Annotated in this window: 23 protein-coding genes, 3 tRNA genes and 1 pseudogene; 9 read left to right on the top strand and 18 right to left on the bottom strand. The window is 40.7% G+C overall.

The annotated features are described in order from the left end of the window. Position 1: 1 nt before the first annotated feature. A complete protein-coding gene (locus AC50YO_RS06755; RefSeq protein ID WP_494844820.1) occupies positions 2-250 on the bottom strand; it encodes a hypothetical protein in 249 nt (82 codons plus the stop codon). 176 nt (positions 251-426) lie between these two features. After that, a complete protein-coding gene (locus AC50YO_RS06750) occupies positions 427-603 on the bottom strand; it encodes a hypothetical protein (protein WP_494844817.1) in 177 nt (58 codons plus the stop codon). A gap of 116 nt (positions 604-719) precedes the next feature. Here AC50YO_RS06750 and AC50YO_RS06745 point away from each other — a divergent pair, with 116 nt between their 5' ends. Next, entirely contained in the window at positions 720-863 is a 144-nt protein-coding gene (locus AC50YO_RS06745; protein WP_494844814.1) for a hypothetical protein, read from the top strand. Between the two features lie 341 nt (positions 864-1204). Here AC50YO_RS06745 and AC50YO_RS06740 read toward each other — a convergent pair whose 3' ends face one another. Then, positions 1205-1582 (bottom strand): hypothetical protein, encoded by a 378-nt coding sequence (locus AC50YO_RS06740; protein WP_494844812.1) that lies wholly within the window; start codon positions 1580-1582, stop codon positions 1205-1207. 40 nt (positions 1583-1622) lie between these two features. Continuing rightward, entirely contained in the window at positions 1623-1919 is a 297-nt protein-coding gene (locus tag AC50YO_RS06735) for a hypothetical protein (RefSeq protein WP_494844810.1), read from the bottom strand. 299 nt (positions 1920-2218) lie between these two features. Between AC50YO_RS06735 and AC50YO_RS06730 the strand changes: the two genes are divergently transcribed. Beyond that, complete coding sequence (locus tag AC50YO_RS06730) at positions 2219-2356, top strand: hypothetical protein (protein WP_494844808.1); 138 nt, start codon at positions 2219-2221, stop codon at positions 2354-2356. An 85-nt stretch (positions 2357-2441) separates the two neighbouring features. Here AC50YO_RS06730 and AC50YO_RS06725 read toward each other — a convergent pair whose 3' ends face one another. Both AC50YO_RS06725 and AC50YO_RS06720 read right to left on the bottom strand, forming a co-directional pair. Next, positions 2442-2948: a tyrosine-type recombinase/integrase gene (locus tag AC50YO_RS06725; protein ID WP_494844806.1), complete on the bottom strand. Its 507-nt coding sequence runs from the start codon at positions 2946-2948 to the stop codon at positions 2442-2444. Continuing rightward, on the bottom strand, positions 2945-3508 hold the full coding sequence (locus AC50YO_RS06720; protein ID WP_494844804.1) for a DNA adenine methylase: 564 nt from the start codon (positions 3506-3508) through the stop codon (positions 2945-2947). Before AC50YO_RS06720 ends, AC50YO_RS06725 begins: the two co-directional genes overlap by 4 nt. Before the next feature lie 575 nt (positions 3509-4083). On the opposite strand from AC50YO_RS06720, the gene AC50YO_RS06715 reads away from it, so the two are divergent. The 3 genes from AC50YO_RS06715 to AC50YO_RS06705 all read left to right on the top strand — a co-directional run bounded on the left by AC50YO_RS06715 (position 4084) and on the right by AC50YO_RS06705 (position 6986). Continuing rightward, entirely contained in the window at positions 4084-4446 is a 363-nt protein-coding gene (locus tag AC50YO_RS06715; RefSeq protein WP_494844802.1) for a hypothetical protein, read from the top strand. A 248-nt stretch (positions 4447-4694) separates the two neighbouring features. Further along, positions 4695-5165, top strand: coding sequence for a hypothetical protein (locus AC50YO_RS06710; RefSeq protein ID WP_494844799.1), 471 nt, complete (start codon positions 4695-4697; stop codon positions 5163-5165). 597 nt (positions 5166-5762) lie between these two features. Beyond that, on the top strand, positions 5763-6986 hold the full coding sequence (locus AC50YO_RS06705) for an eCIS core domain-containing protein (RefSeq protein WP_494844795.1): 1224 nt from the start codon (positions 5763-5765) through the stop codon (positions 6984-6986). A gap of 214 nt (positions 6987-7200) precedes the next feature. Here AC50YO_RS06705 and AC50YO_RS06700 read toward each other — a convergent pair whose 3' ends face one another. Next, on the bottom strand, positions 7201-7572 hold the full coding sequence (locus AC50YO_RS06700) for a hypothetical protein (protein WP_494844793.1): 372 nt from the start codon (positions 7570-7572) through the stop codon (positions 7201-7203). 787 nt (positions 7573-8359) lie between these two features. Here AC50YO_RS06700 and AC50YO_RS06695 point away from each other — a divergent pair. Then, positions 8360-8665: a hypothetical protein gene (locus AC50YO_RS06695; RefSeq protein ID WP_494844791.1), complete on the top strand. Its 306-nt coding sequence runs from the start codon at positions 8360-8362 to the stop codon at positions 8663-8665. A 77-nt stretch (positions 8666-8742) separates the two neighbouring features. On the opposite strand, the gene AC50YO_RS06690 is transcribed toward AC50YO_RS06695, so the two are convergent. Next, on the bottom strand, positions 8743-9072 hold the full coding sequence (locus AC50YO_RS06690; RefSeq protein WP_494844788.1) for a hypothetical protein: 330 nt from the start codon (positions 9070-9072) through the stop codon (positions 8743-8745). A gap of 512 nt (positions 9073-9584) precedes the next feature. Here AC50YO_RS06690 and AC50YO_RS06685 point away from each other — a divergent pair. Both AC50YO_RS06685 and AC50YO_RS06680 read left to right on the top strand, forming a co-directional pair. After that, positions 9585-9761, top strand: a complete 177-nt coding sequence (locus AC50YO_RS06685) for a YjfB family protein (protein WP_494844783.1) — start codon at positions 9585-9587, stop codon at positions 9759-9761. A gap of 149 nt (positions 9762-9910) precedes the next feature. Next, positions 9911-10822, top strand: coding sequence for an S-layer homology domain-containing protein (locus AC50YO_RS06680; RefSeq protein ID WP_494844781.1), 912 nt, complete (start codon positions 9911-9913; stop codon positions 10820-10822). A 56-nt stretch (positions 10823-10878) separates the two neighbouring features. Here AC50YO_RS06680 and AC50YO_RS06675 read toward each other — a convergent pair whose 3' ends face one another. The 4 genes from AC50YO_RS06675 to AC50YO_RS06660 all read right to left on the bottom strand — a co-directional run bounded on the left by AC50YO_RS06675 (position 10879) and on the right by AC50YO_RS06660 (position 14077). Beyond that, a complete protein-coding gene (locus tag AC50YO_RS06675; RefSeq protein WP_494844779.1) occupies positions 10879-11583 on the bottom strand; it encodes a uracil-DNA glycosylase in 705 nt (234 codons plus the stop codon). Between the two features lie 8 nt (positions 11584-11591). Beyond that, complete coding sequence (gene rnhA, locus AC50YO_RS06670) at positions 11592-12257, bottom strand: ribonuclease H (RefSeq protein WP_494844777.1); 666 nt, start codon at positions 12255-12257, stop codon at positions 11592-11594. Positions 12258-12398: 141 nt separating this feature from the next. Continuing rightward, a complete protein-coding gene (locus AC50YO_RS06665) occupies positions 12399-13091 on the bottom strand; it encodes a peptidoglycan recognition protein family protein (protein ID WP_494844774.1) in 693 nt (230 codons plus the stop codon). Between the two features lie 314 nt (positions 13092-13405). Continuing rightward, positions 13406-14077, bottom strand: coding sequence for a hypothetical protein (locus AC50YO_RS06660; RefSeq protein WP_494844772.1), 672 nt, complete (start codon positions 14075-14077; stop codon positions 13406-13408). Between the two features lie 892 nt (positions 14078-14969). Here AC50YO_RS06660 and AC50YO_RS06655 point away from each other — a divergent pair. Continuing rightward, positions 14970-15422 (top strand): double zinc ribbon domain-containing protein, encoded by a 453-nt coding sequence (locus AC50YO_RS06655; RefSeq protein ID WP_494844768.1) that lies wholly within the window; start codon positions 14970-14972, stop codon positions 15420-15422. A 215-nt stretch (positions 15423-15637) separates the two neighbouring features. Here the strand turns inward: AC50YO_RS06655 and AC50YO_RS06650 are convergent, their stop codons facing one another. From AC50YO_RS06650 to AC50YO_RS06625, 6 genes and pseudogenes are all read right to left on the bottom strand, one after another. Beyond that, positions 15638-17326: a serine/threonine protein kinase gene (locus AC50YO_RS06650; protein WP_494844766.1), complete on the bottom strand. Its 1689-nt coding sequence runs from the start codon at positions 17324-17326 to the stop codon at positions 15638-15640. Positions 17327-17386: 60 nt separating this feature from the next. Beyond that, positions 17387-17665, bottom strand: a pseudogene (locus AC50YO_RS06645) (tyrosine-type recombinase/integrase); the annotation flags it as partial. 700 nt (positions 17666-18365) lie between these two features. Continuing rightward, positions 18366-18451: transfer RNA gene (locus AC50YO_RS06640), tRNA-Leu, on the bottom strand. Positions 18452-18468: 17 nt separating this feature from the next. Beyond that, a tRNA-Ile gene (locus tag AC50YO_RS06635) sits at positions 18469-18545 on the bottom strand. A 34-nt stretch (positions 18546-18579) separates the two neighbouring features. Continuing rightward, positions 18580-18656 (bottom strand) — tRNA-Met (locus AC50YO_RS06630). A gap of 150 nt (positions 18657-18806) precedes the next feature. Then, positions 18807-18974: a hypothetical protein gene (locus AC50YO_RS06625; protein ID WP_494845334.1), complete on the bottom strand. Its 168-nt coding sequence runs from the start codon at positions 18972-18974 to the stop codon at positions 18807-18809. Positions 18975-18978: the final 4 nt, after the last annotated feature.

The following is an 18978-nucleotide window of genomic DNA, read 5'->3' as shown; positions in this document are numbered from 1 at the left end:
TTTACAGTCCCATCTGGTGCAATTGTTCCGCGAACACCTTCGCGAGGCTGCTCAGCTCGTTCATTGTCATAGTCCTCGATATCATCATATCAGCCTGCGAGCTGGAGAACATAATGTAGGCCTTTCCTTGCTTCATAATCTTGCGAAGGGTTTCGAGCTGATCGGCGGATAGCCCGTCCATAGTGAGTGTCAATTTCTCAGCTTTACCTAATTTGATGTCCTCGATTGTTGCGCTTGCGAATGTTTTCATTGTTGTTGCTCCTCTCAAATTTTGAATAACATAAGATCATATGTTCGGTTTATGAGCAGTAGTGGCCTACCAGATTCGCAGAATGCGTCTGTTAGCTTGAATTGTAATATTCAGACCTACCCGTCTATCGGTTGCAAAACTAGCATGATTTTAGCAAGCGATATGCAAAGAGCAATTTATGTCCTTTCGTATTCAGGCCTATTCGTCTTCATCCTCGGCATGTTCGGCGCCTGACCCTTCGTTGTAGAGTTCAGCGCAAGCTTTTGAATCTGGGTAATACAATCATCACCCGTTACCTGGCAACCATACCTACCTGTATCAGCATCGTATTTTCCAGCAGATGCACAGCCCATCGTTTGTCCCTCCTCATGTATTTCTGCCATTGAATATTGTTAAAAATACTTTACGAAGTACGTATTATATCTTTGTTCGGAAAATATAAATTAAAAAAATTGGAGCGATTTGCAATATGAAAAAAATTATAATACCGATTGAACTGCTTAATGAAGATCAGGTGGCATGGGTAACCATGGCGAAATTAATTAGTCGGGAAGAACTTTATCAAACTAATAACGAAATATTTACAGACTTTTGGGCCGAGATAATAAAGTAATCTCGATCTGCGGCTCGTTCTTTTGAGAGCGGGCCTTAAAGTATCTCTGTATTCAAATTCGAAACATATCCATTTATTTAACGTAAATATTACCATCACATTAAAAAACGGAGTTCATATGAGAAAATTCATTCTGTACGGTCCCATATTATTATTTTTTGTATTTATACTTTTCATTGACAAAGACAATGGCTTCCACTGGAAAAATGCTGTTGAGAAAATATTAATTTCTGGATTCGCAATTCTAGTGGTCTACCTCATTTATAAGTTCTACGAAATGATCAGTAATATTAAGAATTAGTTGACCATAGCGAGGGAATGCTCGTTATGGTCTTTAATATTCAAACTGTCCGTCTAACTACTCGGCTGATCCGGTATGATATTCGGAGTCCAATGCGTGTGGTAGTCCGGCCAGTTATCAGCCAACGGAGATCCACAATACAGTGGTTCATCAATAGGAAATGCCCACCACAATACATCGCCGTAATCTTCATGCCATTCGTCAATCGTCCTTGCCTGTGCAAATGAATCAGAGAAAGCTTGTTGAGGACATCGCGGATACCGTATGCCTGTATTGAGTCAGCCCGATTTTTGATTTCTTCCAACGCACCTCGCAGCAGGGCTGCTTCTCCTTTGATTCGTTCCATTTCCGCGAATGAGTATCCGTGATCTAATTCTCTTAGACCAGCGGCATAACCTCGAGAATATTCATCACTCATTTTGAATCCCCCCATATATTTCCTTATTCATCCATCGCCGTCACTTTGCCCAATTCGGGGCATGCTCTGGCACATAGTCTAGCCAAGCTCCTGCTGGGTCAATGTTTTGCTCGAACCATTTCGCGCCTCCATATTCAAACCCAAATCCTGATATATCAATCAAACCCTCCACATCTTCATCGGAGGTCATATCGTCTATTTCTGTTTTCGGCATACCTAGCAGCCTGAGCATCTCTCGATTGTGTTCGTTATCAATAACATACACACTCTCCAATTCCCCACCGCATGCTGCGGAATCAACTACATGCATACTGTTCAAGATTTTCAATTTTTCCATGGCCTTATTTCCTCCTCATGATCTTCATTATTCAAACGGTGTTTATCGAAACAAAACGTAAAAAGCGTGTTTCCAGTCAACAAGATGGTTCATTTCTCCATCTGGATGAGTTGCAGTTATTCCACTGTTTCGATGTTTCTTTATGTGAATTCCGTTCTTTTTTGCTTGGTAACGAACTGTATTTTCAAAATTCAAATCATCACCTCAGATCTATCTCTACTAAAATAAAAGTTGATGCAAATTATACTTATATAGTAATATTATCCATGTACAAGTTCCCTTGTTAGGGGGTGAATATTATGAAAAAGAAGTTTGCATTTATTGTATCTGCTATGTGCCTTGCAATAACTCTTATAGGACCAGGTGCGGCATCTGCTTGGGGTGGAAATGGTCCTGATCCAGGATGCGGTAATCCGACAATATGTGAAAATCAATAAGGTACAAGAAACTGCCGAATTCTAATTGGCAGTTTTTTAATTTTTTTGCTATAAGTCTGGCTTTAGTGTCGGCTCTATGTGATAGCTACCAGATCATAGATGGAATCCCCCCTACTGCCTCGTCAATAATGTCATGATTGATTCCTATATAGCGCATTGTTATCATTGGGTGAGAATGATTTAATATCTCCTGCAGCAGCGCAACGTCCTTGTAGCGTTTATAAAAGTGATAGCCGAACGTCTTGCGTAGCGTAAGCGTTCCGATCTCGATCAGACCGACCTCTGCCGCGGCATAGTTGAGTATGCGGTAAACCTGTACACGGCCAATGTTCTGCTTCCTCCTATAGCTCAGGAACAGCGGTGCATCGTCCTTCATGCCTTTGGTGTACTGGTTAATAATTTCGCGCAGCTCCGAATTGATCGGAAACCATTTTTTCTTATTGGTCTTCCCTTCGACTATTCGAATGTGCGATTTATTCCGCACATCGCGGACATGCAGCTTGAGCAAGTCACCGATCCGCAGCCCTACGTTTATTCCCATGACTAGCAAAAACCAATCTCTCTCCGACCGTTTCCTTAGCGCTGCCTTCATTCTCTCGCGCTTTTCCTTTTCATTTCATAGCGATAACTGGACGTTGTACGCGTAGCATGTACGTATGGAGGATCAGCATAAATCATTACATCAGCGCGTTTATATCGCTGGAATATTGTTGTGGCAGGTTGGCATTCGATTTGCACTCCCTTAAGACGATCAGAAACTACCTCAATTTTTGAAGGAAACGATAGCCACTCTTTTCCGCTCAACGGCCCATTGCACTCAATCATGCTACGCCACCCCGTGCGATGAACTGTTTTACCTCCCCTACCTTGCCAGAGGCGGACCACCAAGCGGCGGGCTCGCTCAAGATCATCTACTGTAGGTTCATAACTCTCGTAATATTCCTGTCCCGAGTGCGGTGTCCAACAAATTGCATGCGCCAGCTCATCTGATCGCTCCCTGATGATACGGAAGAGGTTGACGATCTCTCCATCAAGGTCATTTATGGTTTCAAGTTGACTCCGGGCTTTGGTGATTAGAACTGCACCAGATCCGAAAAAAGGCTCCAGATACGTCTGATGCGGTGGCATATGACTAATGATCCATTCAGACATGCTCTATTTGCTGCCGGGGTAATGCAATATTCGGGGGATGTTCATTTTATATCATCACTCCCCACGATACTCTTTAGGATTGATACCTTCCGGAACCTTCCACCCATACTTAAATTCCCGAGAACCCTTGATACATAAGGGTTATTTTCTTTTTTATACAGATAATCTTTAATGGTACTAATGGCCTTTCTATTGATCTGGTGCAGCATTGGTGCCTTTTATTCAACTAAGACAGCATTCATATTTCTGTGGTGCCAATTTGTATTGTAATCATAAAAAAGGAGCAGCTCATTTTGTGACTGCTCCTTTAACTATTTTATTTGTCCGCCTCTTTCATACCATTCAAAAAATAATCTCTTAGAATCGCCCCCTAATTCACTCTTAATCAATACCACCCAGCGCAAATTCAGTGCCAGTTTATAAAAAGCATTCCAACGATATTCCGCATACTTCGGCTGCTGATCTCCTGTTCATCAAATCTTCTAAATTTATACTTTATATAAAATCATTGTAAATAAAATAATTATAATGTAAACTATTGGTGTAGTTTAATAAATATTTCTAGGAGGTCTTTTATGCAAAACTTAAAAACTTTTTTTCTTACAGTAGTTATTTTAATGATGACCACAACATCTGTTTTTGCTGCCAATATGTTCGAGACATCAGAGACTATTACTGGTTATCAAAATGAAATCACTTGGCTTGTAGATGGACAACACCAATATGGTGAAATTAGTTGGAACATCCATAATGGCAAAGCAAAAGTCGAACTTAACGCAATTTGCCAGAGTACTACTGGCGGTGTGGTGTATTCAAAATCTTATACTTCTAGTGGTTATATACATTTTTACATGTCAGGAGACTGCCAATATTACGCCAGAATAACTGGTCAAGATGTTGAATTTGCATATGTTAGCGTTCAAAATTATGTCCTCTAGAACTACTAGACTGGTGATATCCTTTCGCCAGTCTTGTATATTTAATAGTTGTTCATCCTTCTGGATACATCACAACGGATTCTAGCAGCAAATGGTAATGGTATTCTTCATTCATCATAAGTCAGACAATTCAATAGCATGAATAAAAGCAAAAAAAACCGCCTACGAGTTTAAGATTCGCTAGGCGGTTTTTATGCTTTATTCTTATGTTATCTATATATGTAATACATACCCTCGTGGTGTCCATATTGATCGGTCCAAAATTTCCACTGCCACCAGCATTGCACTTCTTCAGCAGAAGCAGTAAATGGAACGCTAATAACGGTGAAAAACTTAATGCTAATGCCATTTTCTGCCTTCAATATTCAAAGCTAATTTTTATTTACATTACCGCATGCCGTATTGCATATATTGATATCAAATATTCCGAAAAGGAAGCGATGGATTCAATGGACCAAAATAAGAATATTAATAGCGAACAACTCGCCAAATTAAGGGATATTCGTATTGCTAAAATCGCCTTTATCGGAGCATCCATTGCTACAATCGGAGACGGTATCGCTGCACTTGCCGCAGGGCTCGCTGTGGAAGCATTAGAAAATCCCATCGAGCAAAGATCGCAAAACACCCCTTACAACTCTGATCACTTAGAAATATCTCAAAGAAACTTAGATCACTATATAAACGAATTAATACAACTTAGAAAGTTAATGGGATGAACAAAATTTATTGCCAAGACTGTCCACACAAAAGCATCAACTGCTTGCCATTTCTGTCGGCGGCTATTAAATTAAACGATTTAACCCTGCAGTCCCTATCTGGATTACAAGTTTAAAAGTGTCGTCCTACTAAGGATTGGCACTTTTTTATTCGTTTATTTGTATCTCGTTTAGGACACTATTGACCAATCAAAAACGGCCCGCTGCTCCAGTAATCAGCTGAGAAGATTTTTTCACTTTGTAGAATTACACCTCCGACACGCTGTCCTGACTAATCCCCACCATATGGATAGGCCCTCCAAATTAACATGGCTGTGAAATATGGACTAGGAAATAGTGCCCATATGATATAAAATATAGTAGAATCTTTGAGTTTATTATTAGAAATGGCTGGAGATATGTATCCCTCATTGATCTGATCACTATCCCTAGATTGCAGCACCTATCGTTTGGAATTCTTGTAACAACATGCACTGCATAATATCAGTTGAAATTCATATCACTCATTACTGATGTTCTTCATTCTAAGACCCAGAAAGTGAAGAAATTCGGTAGAAAAATAGCTTTCAATTATTAAACTTTTAGAGGTGTTAGACTGTGCAGACTAAGGAACCTACTACAAAGCCTTCATCTAGAAAGCATCAAGTAAATCCTAAACAAACAGCCCTACCGGACAGAACAATGCCAAATTCAACTCCAACATTGTCACCAGCACATATTATGCAGCTGCAGAAGAGTTTAGGTAACCAAGCTGTGGTACAGCTGATGGAATTACCTATGACGTCAGCCCCTCCTATACCACAAGAGTTCACTATTCAAAAAAAGAAGAATCAAACCGGCATGCCCGATAACCTCAAATCAGGACTAGAGCGGTTGTCCGGAATGGATCTATCAGATGTAAAAGTAAATTATAATTCAGCGAAGCCAGGAAACGTAGGAGCTCTTGCTTACGCGCAAGGCAATAATATCTACATGGGGCCTGGACAAGAGCGACATCTGCCCCATGAAGGCTGGCATGTTGTTCAGCAAAGACAAGGCAGGGTTCAGGCTACGGCGCAAGCAAAGGGAATGGCTCTGAATGATGATGTCGGTCTAGAACGAGAAGCTGATGTTATGGGGGCACGAGCGAACAGCCTGGGCCACAGTTCTGTAGATTGCTGCTGTGATGATTGCACAGGCGGGCTTTCCATTAGTGCACCTGCTCAACAATCTGTCGTGATGAAGAAAGCGGTTATACAAAGAAAGAAGATTGGGAAAGATGAAGCACACAGGATCGGCGAAGAAATACTAACTGTAGTATTTGAAGACGATACGATAACCCAAGCAGCAATAAATGATTTAGATAAAATATATGATTGGGTCGACAAGGACACTAAGGATGATGACATCAAAGATGCTCTTTTACTTGTAGGTACAACATATGGTATAGCTGATCTAGTAACATTAAGTAATAGCATTGATTTAAACACCATTCGTTCCATGTATTATCCTACAGCTTTTAATAAAGGGGCATTGGCAAGTAAGGCTACATATGTCGCTAATAATCCTGGGACAGCTCCTAACACATGGATATGCCCAGGTACCGGAAGTAAAGCGTCGCATGAAGCTAGCACTTTAGATCGTGCAGAAATAACCATTGACCATATATCTCCCGTAGCTACTCATTGGAATACTATTGGGTATAATTCCGATAAAGCGACGCGTGTTAATTGGTACAATGATACAACCAATCATTCAATATTATGCAGGTCCTGCAATGCATCCAAAGGCTCTGGAGGTGTCGCCTACACGAAATCTAAGGGGATGAACTTTTCACACTAATTAATCTTATGAAACCACTCCACCGATCTCATTTGAGGTCGGTTTTTTACATTTTTTTGTTGACTCAAACCCGAACACAAAAAAGCCCACTGACCAATAGGTTAGTGGGCTTTACTATAGTATGAAGTATTCTATTAATGTTTATTTCCGAGCAGTATACAATCGGCACGTCATGCTCAAGTGCATATTTTCTCAGAAATGTCCTCTAGTTTAATTAAGTTATTGGTAGTATGGTAATTTTATACACATATACAATATTCCCGTATTGATCCTTTGAATATACCGTTGCTGTGCCAGGATTTTTCCCTATAATTTGCCCTGAGTTACTTAATTCTACACTCAATGGAGTCGATTGGAAGTAATCCACTACAAATGTCCATTCCCCCCATGGATTGTATAGTTGCTGCATATTCGCATAACCTATTTTTAGTGTCACATACTTAGTTCCAAGGGAAAGAGGTTGCACTTGTTCATTTTGAACAGTATTGTTACCAATGTGATTATTAACACTAGCTGCCGAAGCACCTCCACACACAACAGTTAAAGCTAATAAGGCAGAAGATACACCAAGAAATAATTTTTTCATAATATTCCTCCTTTTTATTAAGCTTAATTAACACCTTTAATGTACCTAATATTGGAAATTATTACAATGGTAGTAAGGTCCTTTTCACTCTACATAATTAGACATATTTCGCATGCATCACTTCTCTTCTCTGGTTGAAACAAAAAAAGCCCACCGCCCTCATTTTGAGGGAAGTGGGCTTTAAAATTTATTTGGTACAAATTGTTTATTCCATCTATATCATCAGGTTGAATGGTTGTTACTGAAGGGGTAAGAGCGTGATCCTTTGAATCTATCTTTGCTGTGCCTGGCATTTTTCCTACAATCTATCCCCAAGGTAATACATCTACATTCATCGGATTCGGTTGAAGGGCATATACGAAAAATATCAAATCCCCATGGTTCATAGAGTTGTACAATCGCACCATAAAAAGCACCGGTTTAAGGCGCTGAATATATTATTCCTTGGAACAACTTTAATTAAGGAGATCGAAGGACTCTGACATCCTAACAATAAATTACTACATGAGTGCAGCTTGTAAGTATACTCTCTATGTAGTCAAAGATGGCAATTCAAACGTAACAGGCACACTCCAAAATTATCTTTAATCGCCGTTAAAAGGTGCCGTCCCACTATGGATCGGCACCTTCTATATTTAGAGTGCTACATAAAGCCTCTATTCAGCAACTCCTCATCAAGCTAGGTTTGATTGCTTATCAAAATTTCAGGTTTATTCGATTGTCGGCTGTACCTCTTCCATCCCCCTTACTTAATCTGGTAAACTACTTTTATAGAAGGGGGTGTACGATGGATAATCTTATTTCGAAGGTTTCGTCTATCTTGCTCGATATGAAGCAGGATTGTTTAAAGGACCCTATGAGCGCGAATGACAAATATAATGTCATGTTTATCGGCCCAGATATGAACATTATTAACAGTGTAGTACTGCTCCACTCCTTACGAAGTATGTACAATTTAGACATTACAGAACCAGAACTATTGCGTATCATTCCTGGGATTTGCGCTAATTTGAATATGCAGACTGAAACATGGCGCGCCTTCGACAATCCCGATCTTGATGCAGTCGATGCTTATTCCATCATCCTTTACTAAGTGATAGCCGTCGCCCCGCCGCGACGGTTCCTTATGATCTGAATATGGGACATTATTCATTAGCCCGGTCCTACCTGTTATTCTTCACGATTTGAGAAAACCAGCTTATTCAATAATTCGCTCATCTGCTGAACAGCACCTTGGGAATGAACAGGCCAACGCTCGCCATGCTTCGTACGAAACACCGCCATGCTCTCAGTATCATCAGGGTCAGAGGGCGCCATGTCATAAATGTCTTCTGGTAAAAGAAATAACAAATTCCCCGCTTCATCCTCTGTCATAACGAACATATGCTCATCCTGTTCCGAGCTTTCCGGGAAAATGACGAGTCCATTAGGTATGATTACTCGCAATTGTTCGCCTGCTGCATTTTGCAATAACACAAATGCTACTTTTTCCTTCGCCAACTTCAGCACCTCCACAGCACCTATTTCGCCAAAACAAGCTCAACTCCTGCTACCCCTTCCCTTTATTTAATGACATGAACAAGGATGAAGTCCATGTAGATAAACACACATTTCATTTACTTGCCCAAGCATTTGCAGCAGACAATCATATGCTACTGTACCTTATAAAAAGGAGTTGAGTAAATTGAGTTATGGCGTAGGGAATGTTGGCCCTGTTGGATGCGGTCCTGTTAAATGCGGCCCTGTTGTCAGTGGTTGTGGGAATAGCAATATCGGCATTATTCTTGTCCTGTTTATCCTTTTAGTTATTATTGCTTGCTCTTGCCTTCGCTAGGCAGCTATACCGCCTCCAACCTATGACGTGACGTGACGCGCACCAGATTGATATATAGAATCCCGTTGGCCTTGCGCCAACGGGATTCTCTTTGTTAATTGGAGCCGTATTATTTCTGGCTCCTCCCCATTCACTAATCCCGATTGCTTGCCGATAATATAAGGGGAGGTGTTCTACTATGGATATTGCAGCATTATCTACTTCAATGAGCCAAGCTTCTCTGTCACAAGCCGTTTCTGTACGTGTTCTTGCTATGGGCAAGGAACAGATGGAACAGAATGGGCAGAACTTAATCAAGCTAATGGAACAAAGCGTTAACCCTAACGTTGGGCATAATCTCGACATTAAAGTGTAAGCTAGAACGGTGGTGGGCCTTCTTCTTAAGAAGAAGCCTAGCACCGTTTTTTCATAACTTTTTCGTTCCCTGCAACAATATGGAACCTCTCTCCGTCAAAACTAATAGTCAATAAGCTTAACTATATTACAGAAGAGGTGATGTTAACCATGCACAAAAAACCACTATTCATGCTAATAACTGTTGCACTGCTGCTCCTCACGATGGGGCAATCTGCGGGGGCCTTCAATGACGTTAAGAATGACCCGAATGAAAGCAAGATCAATTCTCTCCAGCAGCGAGGAATCCTTAACGGGGATAAGGATGGTAAGTTCAACGCTAAGGGCGAGCTGACTTATGCAGCTGGAATTTCAATGATCGTTAAAGGTCTAGACTTAAACTTCAATCACATTAGATTCGTCAAGGCACCTCAAGTATCCGATTATTATACCAATCTAAAAGAAGATGCATGGTACTCCGATGCGTTCATTATCGCTCATTATTACGGTTTGGACGTCGCTAAGGACATTAAGGCGAATGATACTATGACACGCGAGCAATTCGCACATCATTTGTTCAAGGCAATCTCCCAAAAAGGAAATTACGCCTTTATCGAATTGTTTATGCAAATTGATGATGCCAAAGAAATTAACGCTTCGTATATGGATAGTATTCAAAAACTTCTGATCAGCAAAATCGCTGTTCTAGATGACAAACAAAAGTTCTATCCAACCACTGTGATCACTCGTGGCGACGCGGCTGCTTGGCTGTATGACGCGATCGAGTTTGTAAAGGAGACACCAGTCATCGAAGAGCCCGTCACACAGCTAATCAACGATCTAACGGTGTCTGTAACCTCCGTGAACGCAGATGTGAATAAAGTAACGGTAACAGGTCAAGCCCCTCATCCTGGCTATGGCTTGCGCATTGCATCTATTGCTTTTGAAGGGGATCAAGCCATCCTCTATATCGAGACGATTCAGCCTGATCCCGATAAAATGTATCCTCAGGTCATTACCAAGGTTGAAGCTGTTACTTATGTCGACGCGAAGTTCAAACCTGTATTGCCAAGCAGTAACTAATACACAACAAAAAGACGTACACCTCGTATATCCGAGTCTGTACGTCTTTTTCGTTCTTACCCTTTGCTGACCACTGATGCAGCCTCAACAGGTATCTGCCAGTCTATCTGAGCTTCTCCAATACTGCGCAGGTATGTATTGGCTCGTGAGAATGGCCGGCTCCCGAAGAAGCCTTTACGAGCCGCGAATGGACTCGGATGAGGCGAAGCAATGATGAAATGCTTATCCGTATTAATAAAGGCTGCTTTATCCTGCGCATGCTTCCCCCATAGAATAAAGACAATCGGCTTCTCTCTCTCATTAAGCAACGTGATCACATAATCCGTGAACCTTTCCCAGCCAATCGCTTTATGGGAATTAGGATTACCCGCTTCGACTGTGAGCACCGTATTAAGCAGCAGCACTCCCTGCTTAGCCCAACTCAATAGCGAGCCATGCTCAGGGAGGGTACAGCCCTCATCCTCCTGTAATTCCTTATATATATTTTTCAGAGAGGGCGGTATTTTCACACCTGGCTGAACGGAAAAGCTCAGGCCATGGGCTTGTCCCGGTCCGTGATAAGGATCTTGTCCAATAATGACGACACGCGTCTGTTCATAAGAAGTATAATGAAAAGCATTGAATAGATCTGCTCGCGCTGGATAAATGAGCTTATACTTTTCTTGCTCTTCAATGAAAGCCATAATCTGCTTAAAATAAGGCTGCTTAATCTCTGACTCGAGCAGCTGCGACCAATCATTGATAAAAGGGTTGGTTATCATTCCACTACCTACTTCCTGCCGAAATCCGCTTTAATTTCTCCCCACTCTTCGGTATTCCACTTCACAATTTGGTTATCGTAAGTATTCGTTTTGAGCCAATTGATGGCCCAATCCGTAAGCTCCCATATTTGTTTCGTCGATGCATCCCGCTTCAAGGTGGAGGCTACTTTTTTGTTGCGAATCCAGGCAAGCGCCGTTCTGGAATCACTATAAATCGTCCTGCTGCTGCCTTGCTTTTTCAAATAATCAAGGGCATGAACAACGGCTATGAATTCTCCCAGATTATTTGTCCCATTGGGAATCGGTCCCACATAGAACAGAATATCGCCCGTCTGTGTGTCTACCCCCTTGAATTCCACTGGGCCCGGATTGCCGCGTGTACCCACATCTACAGAAATACTATCATAATCAATGCTCTGTTCACTTGCTGATGGGGCGGCAGTGCGTTTCACTTGAGCCTTAGCCTTCTCTTTGCCTGTCGCAGACACTGACTTCCCTTGGCCCCAGTGAAGCTTCCAGCCCTCTTTAAAGGCCGTCATCGCCTTCTCCTTAGATTCAAAGGATTTATATTTCGCTTCTGGATATCCGTTCACTTGCTCCTGACATTCTTTCCACGTACCGTATACGCCAGGCTGCTTGCCAACCCAGACTACATATTGTTTACTTGCAGCCATTGCCGATCACCGCTTCCGATTCATTTATGATCCCTTATAAAGAAAAATCCCCCTTCACGAAGCAAGGAAGGTAGGTTAAGGAGGATCGCTTTTTCTATTTTAATTGAATTCATGTTCAGGTACAAACCTTTTGTCTTATAACTATTGTGTGGGTTGTCCGCTTGCTTTGCGAAGCTCATTCGCCAATCTGTTAAATTCCGCTCGCGCTTCCTTGTCCGTAGTTGCCATATAAGCCGCGCTTAGAAAAGGAATGATTTTATTCGCATCTTCAGCACTTAAGCCTTGTATCACGGGTTCCTTCAGCTCCTCCCTATAGGAAGCTACAGCCTTCTGGAAGGCTACCTTATCAATCCCTGTACCAGGGCAGGTCTTCACATTCGTCATCTCCCGATGAAAGACAATACGGCTTCCGAATAATGTAACAAGCGCATGAGTAAGGCCTAATGCAGTCTGTAATTGCGCCCCCTCCAGCTTCTCCTCTCCTTTATCGAAGTTGCCGATCATCTCGAACATAAAGGGATGAATGCCGTCTTGATCCGAGTCATTATAGCCCGTAGCCGAAGCCGGCGCTTGCGTTAATGGACGCCCATCCCATATATAGCCGTCCGGATCAATCGTAGCATGCTGTGCGATGTCCGCGAATCCACGGGCAAGATGGGCGCGATACATGGCTTGCATATAATACTCACCGGGCCTTTGCCGAAAGTTGGCAATCGTGGGCTTCCAGGTGCCATGTACGTGAACCTCAGGGAATCGAACACGACCAACATAGGTACGCAAATGATTGACGAATTCCTCCAACGTATAACGCTTGAATGCCTTCCGATCTGCCACTCCCTCACGACCTCTCCTATAGAAATGCCTTCCTAGACGATTCTTCCATGATTTATAACTATTTCGCACTCTAAAATTATATGTCGAGTCATGCTGATGGTCTTCTCATGTCATGCAATTGGGCCTTTGCTGCAGAATCCCATACCCGTTGCACAGTCCTGCCGCTTCATTTTCGTCAAGCTGATGTTATTCCGAGTAATTGTTCTCCTTCAAAATACGAATCATCTCCACCATCATAAAAAATAAGAGAATGTCACATTGACCATTCTCTTTAGAAATAGATAGGTTCTCTCGTGTTCATACTGAACCGTTTGTTATTCTTCTGCTATGCCAAGCTCTTTCTTTAACACCACTAGCTCAGTAATCGCATCTAGCGTATTATCCTCGGCGAGCTGTGCATTTGTCTGATAATCGTAGGCAGTATCCTCGTCATAGGATTCCAACAAATTAAGAAGATACCACATGGAGTTTGATTTAAAAATATAAGATTGCTCAAAGTTAGTTTTAATATCCTCAAGCTTACTTTTTCTTTCCTTCGTTAACCCTTTTGGAATCTCCATATTTTTTATTTGAATAGAGACACGCTTATACGTTTTCTCAGCCTCATCAAGAAGCTCTATGTTTGGATTCTTATTTTCACTGACCTTCAGCAGCTCTTTCGAAATTCCTTTATTAAGACTATCCAATTTCTTATCAATTGCAATAATTTTCTTTTCAAAATCCACAATAATTTGACCTTGTTCTTCAACTGACCCAACGCCCATGTTATAGACCATTTTATTGCAACCTTTGACGCCAGCCACGATAAGAAAGATAACGATTATGACAAGTACTATGGCAACAGTGCTGCATCCACTACTTCCATTATTTCCACTGCTTCTATAACTCCCACCGCTACTGCCGCTACTGCCGCTGCTACTACTTGTTCTATTAGGAGCAGTTGTTTGTGTTCCCCCTTTGGGAGTATTGCTTTTTGTTAAATTCATATGATTTCCTCCATTTTCCACAATAAAGCTATATTACAACTTTTGATATAACTGTGACAATAGAATCATAGAAAATTATAAATTTCAAGCTATTCACATAAAAAAATAAGACTTTCCTCCTAAGAGAAAAATCTTATTTTCGCAATGCTGATCAAAAAACATGTAAAATAATATCCTATATTCTTTGACAAGAGGAATATACTTGCAGACACGTTAACAAAAAAACGCAGCATTCAGCTAAAGATCTCTGCTCGTATGTCCTATTTAGAGTGTACGTCTGATTTCGTTGGTAATGCGTTGAAAATTAGCGAGCCACATACGCTGTAAGCGACTATTGCTCCCCGCCATTTCCGCGAGTACGAGTAACATACGCGATGGACACCCAGCGTAATCCGTAACATTAGCTTTTCCGTCATCCATACGTTAATACCTCCTATTTCGACCGATTGCGTCTGGCTTACGGAAATCCATAGCCTTATCCGGTCGATTGTTTATTTCTCGATAGCACAAAAGCTGTGATCGGTCGTAAACATTAGATAAAAAGTAGCTGCGTATTATGTGAACGATCGCCCTTACGTTACGCCCCAAAGGGGCTATTACCTGCGTTTGTCTATCCTGCGTTTTTACATGATATCCCTCAATGGTTATATCATACATTTAACCTTGTGGAGAGTGAGCTAAACTCCCCCTTTTGTACTACAAACAATCTAATTCCTTAGAATTCGAGAAGTTAATAACTAGATCACTAGAGAGGCTGCTTTTTTTGTATATACAACTTATAACTCAAGCGCCCACCATTGAAAATATTATACTAAATTCAATAGACCTAATTTGTAGGTAATGATACTATTATAGGAATGTATGGAAATAAAGTTCAGGGAGAAGATCAGGAATGGCCTCAAAAATATGCAATGCATGTGGTGAAAGTAATAGTGAAAATGCTTTTATTTGTATTCAATGCAGCAGCACATTAAAAGACTCTAAAATTATTGGAACGCCTGATTCTTTAAAGACCTTCACAAAAGCCGAAGAGAAACGAATATGCTCACATTGTAATGAAAAATTAAATGCAAATGAATCAAAATGCAAATATTGTGGGACTGTTTTTACCAAGAAAACGAATACAGCCTACTATGAACCCAGTAATAACTCTGAATCTACATTCGGTTGTGCAACTGCATTGCTGTACGTTATAACTCTGCTCATTCCAATAGTTGGATTAATTGTGGGCGGGATATTTGCATTCAATGATGATCTCGAAAAACAAAGCATAGGAAAAGGCTTGTTAATCTTTGGGTTAATAATGATTGTTATAAATATTGTTTTCTACTCGTTTATTATTTAGACCTATTCGCCACTCTATTAATGAATAGTATTGCTTTATCCATGTTTCTCGCTTTCTAAGTTCGAGAAGTGACGGACAGATTTATGTTAGCAAAATGATTGAGCAGGTGTCCTGCTCTTTCTCAATTTTTCACTAATTACCAGCACATTTGTTCCATATTGAAATTTGAAGTCTGAGTCCTCTGAAGTCCGGTCGCTTCGTGTCATATGCAGGAATTACATGTTAACTCCTAACAATCTCTTGGGCTCACTCCATTCTGGTGCCAAGCTAACAGCCTTTCTACACAACTCATTAATTCTTTTACTATAATCACTTGTTTCCAACTGTGAACTTATCGAACCGAATATTTGAATTTGATTTAGCCAAAGTGCCTTTAGATAATAGTTTGTTGCTTCATCAGGCACTAATTCTATACATTTATCCAAAGTATTAATTGCATTAGGATAGTCACCATTTAGGTGATACCCTGACGCTATTGAATTTAAATATGCAGCCTTTGTTAAATTATCTTTCTCAAAAAACAAAGCCTGAGTTGCAGACTCATCAATTTTCATTAAAAACAATTTACGAATTCTACCAATCCATTGTGAATAAATTTCATAATTTCGGAACGGTGGGGTAGAAATTATTTGGGAATCGTAAAAGTTTAGAGGTGGATATTCATCACTAACCTTTATATCATATCTTTTTTCATAAAAAACATCCAACAGTTTCCGTGCAAAAATCTCTATATCAATGCTTTCACATGAGAGATTCCTTTGTATTAAAAGCCGGCAAAGCTTTAACACTAGTTCTCCATAAATTATTGTTTCTTGTGAACTAGCCAGCTTTATATCTTTAGATAATTCTTTATACTCCAGCATCAACTGATCTATTACCAAATCTTCTTGACCAGGTATATTTGCTATTTTATACAAGGTGTCATATCTCTTCAGAGGTTCTGAGTATTCCGATAGAGTATTATAATAATCCACAAGTACTTTCAGTTGCTTATATGACATATAATCGACTAATTTTAAAATTCGGAATGCTTCATCTAAAGTTTCTTCGAGGCTTGGCCTATCAAAGGGATCAGCTATCAACATTCGTAATATTAAATGTTTAACTTCTGTATAATACGAAGCATCACTGTCTTCAATAAATCTCTCTCCGGAAAAAGCCCACTTTTCAATATGTTGTCTTGCATTCCTTGAGCCTCCGTACTTACTATAAATCTGATTAATTGTCTTACCAAATGGGTGTTTACCCGTCAGCATCTCTGCCATCATGATACCAAGTGAGAATAGATCAGGGTCAAACAAAGTAAACAGATGAGGGTTAAACTGCTCAGGCGCCATGTAAAATAATGAACCTCTTTTAACGTCCAATTCTCTCCAAGCATTGGCTAAACCAAAATCACTAATTAATACTTTATACCTAAGCATACCCTTAGCGTCATATCCTTCAAACCTTTTCGATAAATCTTGTATTAATATATTTGAAGGCTTTAAATCTTGATGATTTTCAATGCCATTTTTTTTCGCATATATTAATCCGCTAATTATTTGTATTGCCACAACTAATACATCTGTTACACTAAAATTAACTCCGGTATTCGCTAGTTTTTTTCTATAGTTATCAAGAGTATCATCACAGTAGGGCATACAAATAATTGGCTTATCCTTGTATTCAGCCATATAAAGAGGAGCAACAATTAATGGATGATTACTTACTTTTAGCCACATTCTTGCTTCCCGAAGAAAACTTTCTATTTTTTTTGGAGTACCTTTTGATTCCCTTAGTGTTTTAAAGGCTATTTTATTAGGATATGCTTCCTGTTCAACAATAAGGATTTCAGAGTAATTGTGATCTGTAGCTAACTTGGTATCAACAACCGTTCCTCCAAGAAAATCTATTCTCTCCAAAGCGGAAATACACCTCCTAAAGAATTGTTTGAAGCTCAACCATTGGTAAAGTCCGGATTATCACGTATGCGGTGAGACTCTAACGCCTTTTATTCCCGCGGTAACTCCGATTTCCGAAATAACTTTCTGCATCGTCCGAGTTTTAATCGGTGTGTTGTCAATATTAACGAAAAGGAAATCGTGATCTAATAAACCACGAGTACTAATACACTCCTTAAGAAGACGTTCGAGAGTACGCTGGAATGGGACAAATCGCTCTTTCCGTCCCTTCCCATAAACCTTAATTCGCCGCTCACGCCAATTTTTATTAAGTATCGTCATATCGTCATGCCCTCTAGTTCGGAGATGCGTACGACAGTCTCTAACAGCGTCATCATAATAACTTAGTTTAGATAACCGGTAAACGTTTGTTTATTTGGAGCATCCAACAATGCCTTTAATTGTGGTTTGCTGAATGTTTCTCTGATACGTTGTTCCGACGTTATCTTAGCGAATCGGTCAAATGGGTTTTCTATTAGATAACCTTCCGTAAACATGCAATTGAAGAACGCCCGCCAACCTCCAAAATATTTATCTACTGTAGCGTCAACTGCTCCTTCTTCATGTTTCGCGAGAGTACATGCGCGAATATGTTCGTGATTAACTTATCCCTTCTATCTCTAGTACGTTTGAGTATCGACAATAGGTCCTTGTAATACGTAATAGTAGGTCCTGCTAAATCAAGAATACGGCAATTCCGTAAGAACGTTGTTATCGCTAAGTCAAAATCCTTGGATTCGGCTGCGCATTTACAGCATCATACCCGCTAACCGCTATCGTATTCTTTCTCCCTACAGGCCCGTTACTTCGATTATTTCCGGACATAGAAAAAGCACCCCTTTGCGTAATAATCGTCACGTGACGAATAAAGCGCGGTTACGAGGTGCTGGTTCCTCCTGCCAATAACACAGGATTATGTATTTCGCGTGCCGTATCATACCGTATTATACGTTTGCTTATGTTAGGCAAAACGTTTATCTAACGGGACTTTACTTAAGTATGCCGAGGACGGGAATCGAACCCGTACGGTGGTCACCCACCGCAGGATTTTAAGTCCTGTGCGTCTGCCAGTTCCGCCACCCCGGCATGAGTGATGTTTCAAATGGTGGGCCCTGAGGGACTCGAACCCCCGACCAATCGGTTATGAGCCGACCGCTCTAACCAACTGAGCTAAGGGCCCTCGCAAACGTCCAATGAACGTTTAGTCGAAAGGTTGGTTGCGGGGGCAGGATTTGAACCTGCGGCCTTCGGGTTATGAGCCCGACGAGCTACCGGGCTGCTCCACCCCGCGATATATCCATTTGTAAAACATCGTTTTGAAATGGCGACATGAATTAATATACAATATTAGCTATACTCTCGTCAAGCATTTTTTAATTTTTCTTAAAAAGAATATATTTTATCTCATTTAAAGCATACGGACCCACCGAATTTCAACACATTATGGAAGATAACGAACGCCATATCTTCCCTTCCGCGAACGGAATACTTCAATTTCCTGTGGACATTCATAGCCGTATACCCACCAATCATTTTCCATTCGCTGAACGAGACATCCAGCCTGAAACTTGGTTTCATATAATCTGACCCAATAGATCCATTTCATCATGGGA

Source organism: Paenibacillus sp. J22P59, assembly GCF_059383895.1.
The sequence above is the reverse complement of the archived record's forward strand: the minus strand, read 5'-3'. Positions and strand labels throughout refer to the sequence as shown.

Coding starts and splice junctions, on each gene's coding strand:
- AC50YO_RS06655 (WP_494844768.1), top strand. CDS start 14,970: ATGGCCTCAAAAATATGCAATGCATGTGGTGAAAGTAATAGTGAAAAT.
- AC50YO_RS06740 (WP_494844812.1), bottom strand. CDS start 1,582: ATGAGTGATGAATATTCTCGAGGTTATGCCGCTGGTCTAAGAGAATTA.
- AC50YO_RS06735 (WP_494844810.1), bottom strand. CDS start 1,919: ATGGAAAAATTGAAAATCTTGAACAGTATGCATGTAGTTGATTCCGCA.
- AC50YO_RS06750 (WP_494844817.1), bottom strand. CDS start 603: ATGGGCTGTGCATCTGCTGGAAAATACGATGCTGATACAGGTAGGTAT.
- AC50YO_RS06685 (WP_494844783.1), top strand. CDS start 9,585: ATGGATATTGCAGCATTATCTACTTCAATGAGCCAAGCTTCTCTGTCA.
- AC50YO_RS06730 (WP_494844808.1), top strand. CDS start 2,219: ATGAAAAAGAAGTTTGCATTTATTGTATCTGCTATGTGCCTTGCAATA.
- AC50YO_RS06745 (WP_494844814.1), top strand. CDS start 720: ATGAAAAAAATTATAATACCGATTGAACTGCTTAATGAAGATCAGGTG.
- AC50YO_RS06715 (WP_494844802.1), top strand. CDS start 4,084: ATGCAAAACTTAAAAACTTTTTTTCTTACAGTAGTTATTTTAATGATG.
- AC50YO_RS06675 (WP_494844779.1), bottom strand. CDS start 11,583: ATGATAACCAACCCTTTTATCAATGATTGGTCGCAGCTGCTCGAGTCA.
- AC50YO_RS06755 (WP_494844820.1), bottom strand. CDS start 250: ATGAAAACATTCGCAAGCGCAACAATCGAGGACATCAAATTAGGTAAA.
- AC50YO_RS06660 (WP_494844772.1), bottom strand. CDS start 14,077: ATGAATTTAACAAAAAGCAATACTCCCAAAGGGGGAACACAAACAACT.
- AC50YO_RS06680 (WP_494844781.1), top strand. CDS start 9,911: ATGCACAAAAAACCACTATTCATGCTAATAACTGTTGCACTGCTGCTC.
- AC50YO_RS06720 (WP_494844804.1), bottom strand. CDS start 3,508: ATGTCTGAATGGATCATTAGTCATATGCCACCGCATCAGACGTATCTG.
- AC50YO_RS06725 (WP_494844806.1), bottom strand. CDS start 2,948: ATGAAGGCAGCGCTAAGGAAACGGTCGGAGAGAGATTGGTTTTTGCTA.
- AC50YO_RS06700 (WP_494844793.1), bottom strand. CDS start 7,572: ATGAAAAAATTATTTCTTGGTGTATCTTCTGCCTTATTAGCTTTAACT.
- rnhA (WP_494844777.1), bottom strand. CDS start 12,257: ATGGCTGCAAGTAAACAATATGTAGTCTGGGTTGGCAAGCAGCCTGGC.
- AC50YO_RS06625 (WP_494845334.1), bottom strand. CDS start 18,974: ATGATGAAATGGATCTATTGGGTCAGATTATATGAAACCAAGTTTCAG.
- AC50YO_RS06695 (WP_494844791.1), top strand. CDS start 8,360: ATGGATAATCTTATTTCGAAGGTTTCGTCTATCTTGCTCGATATGAAG.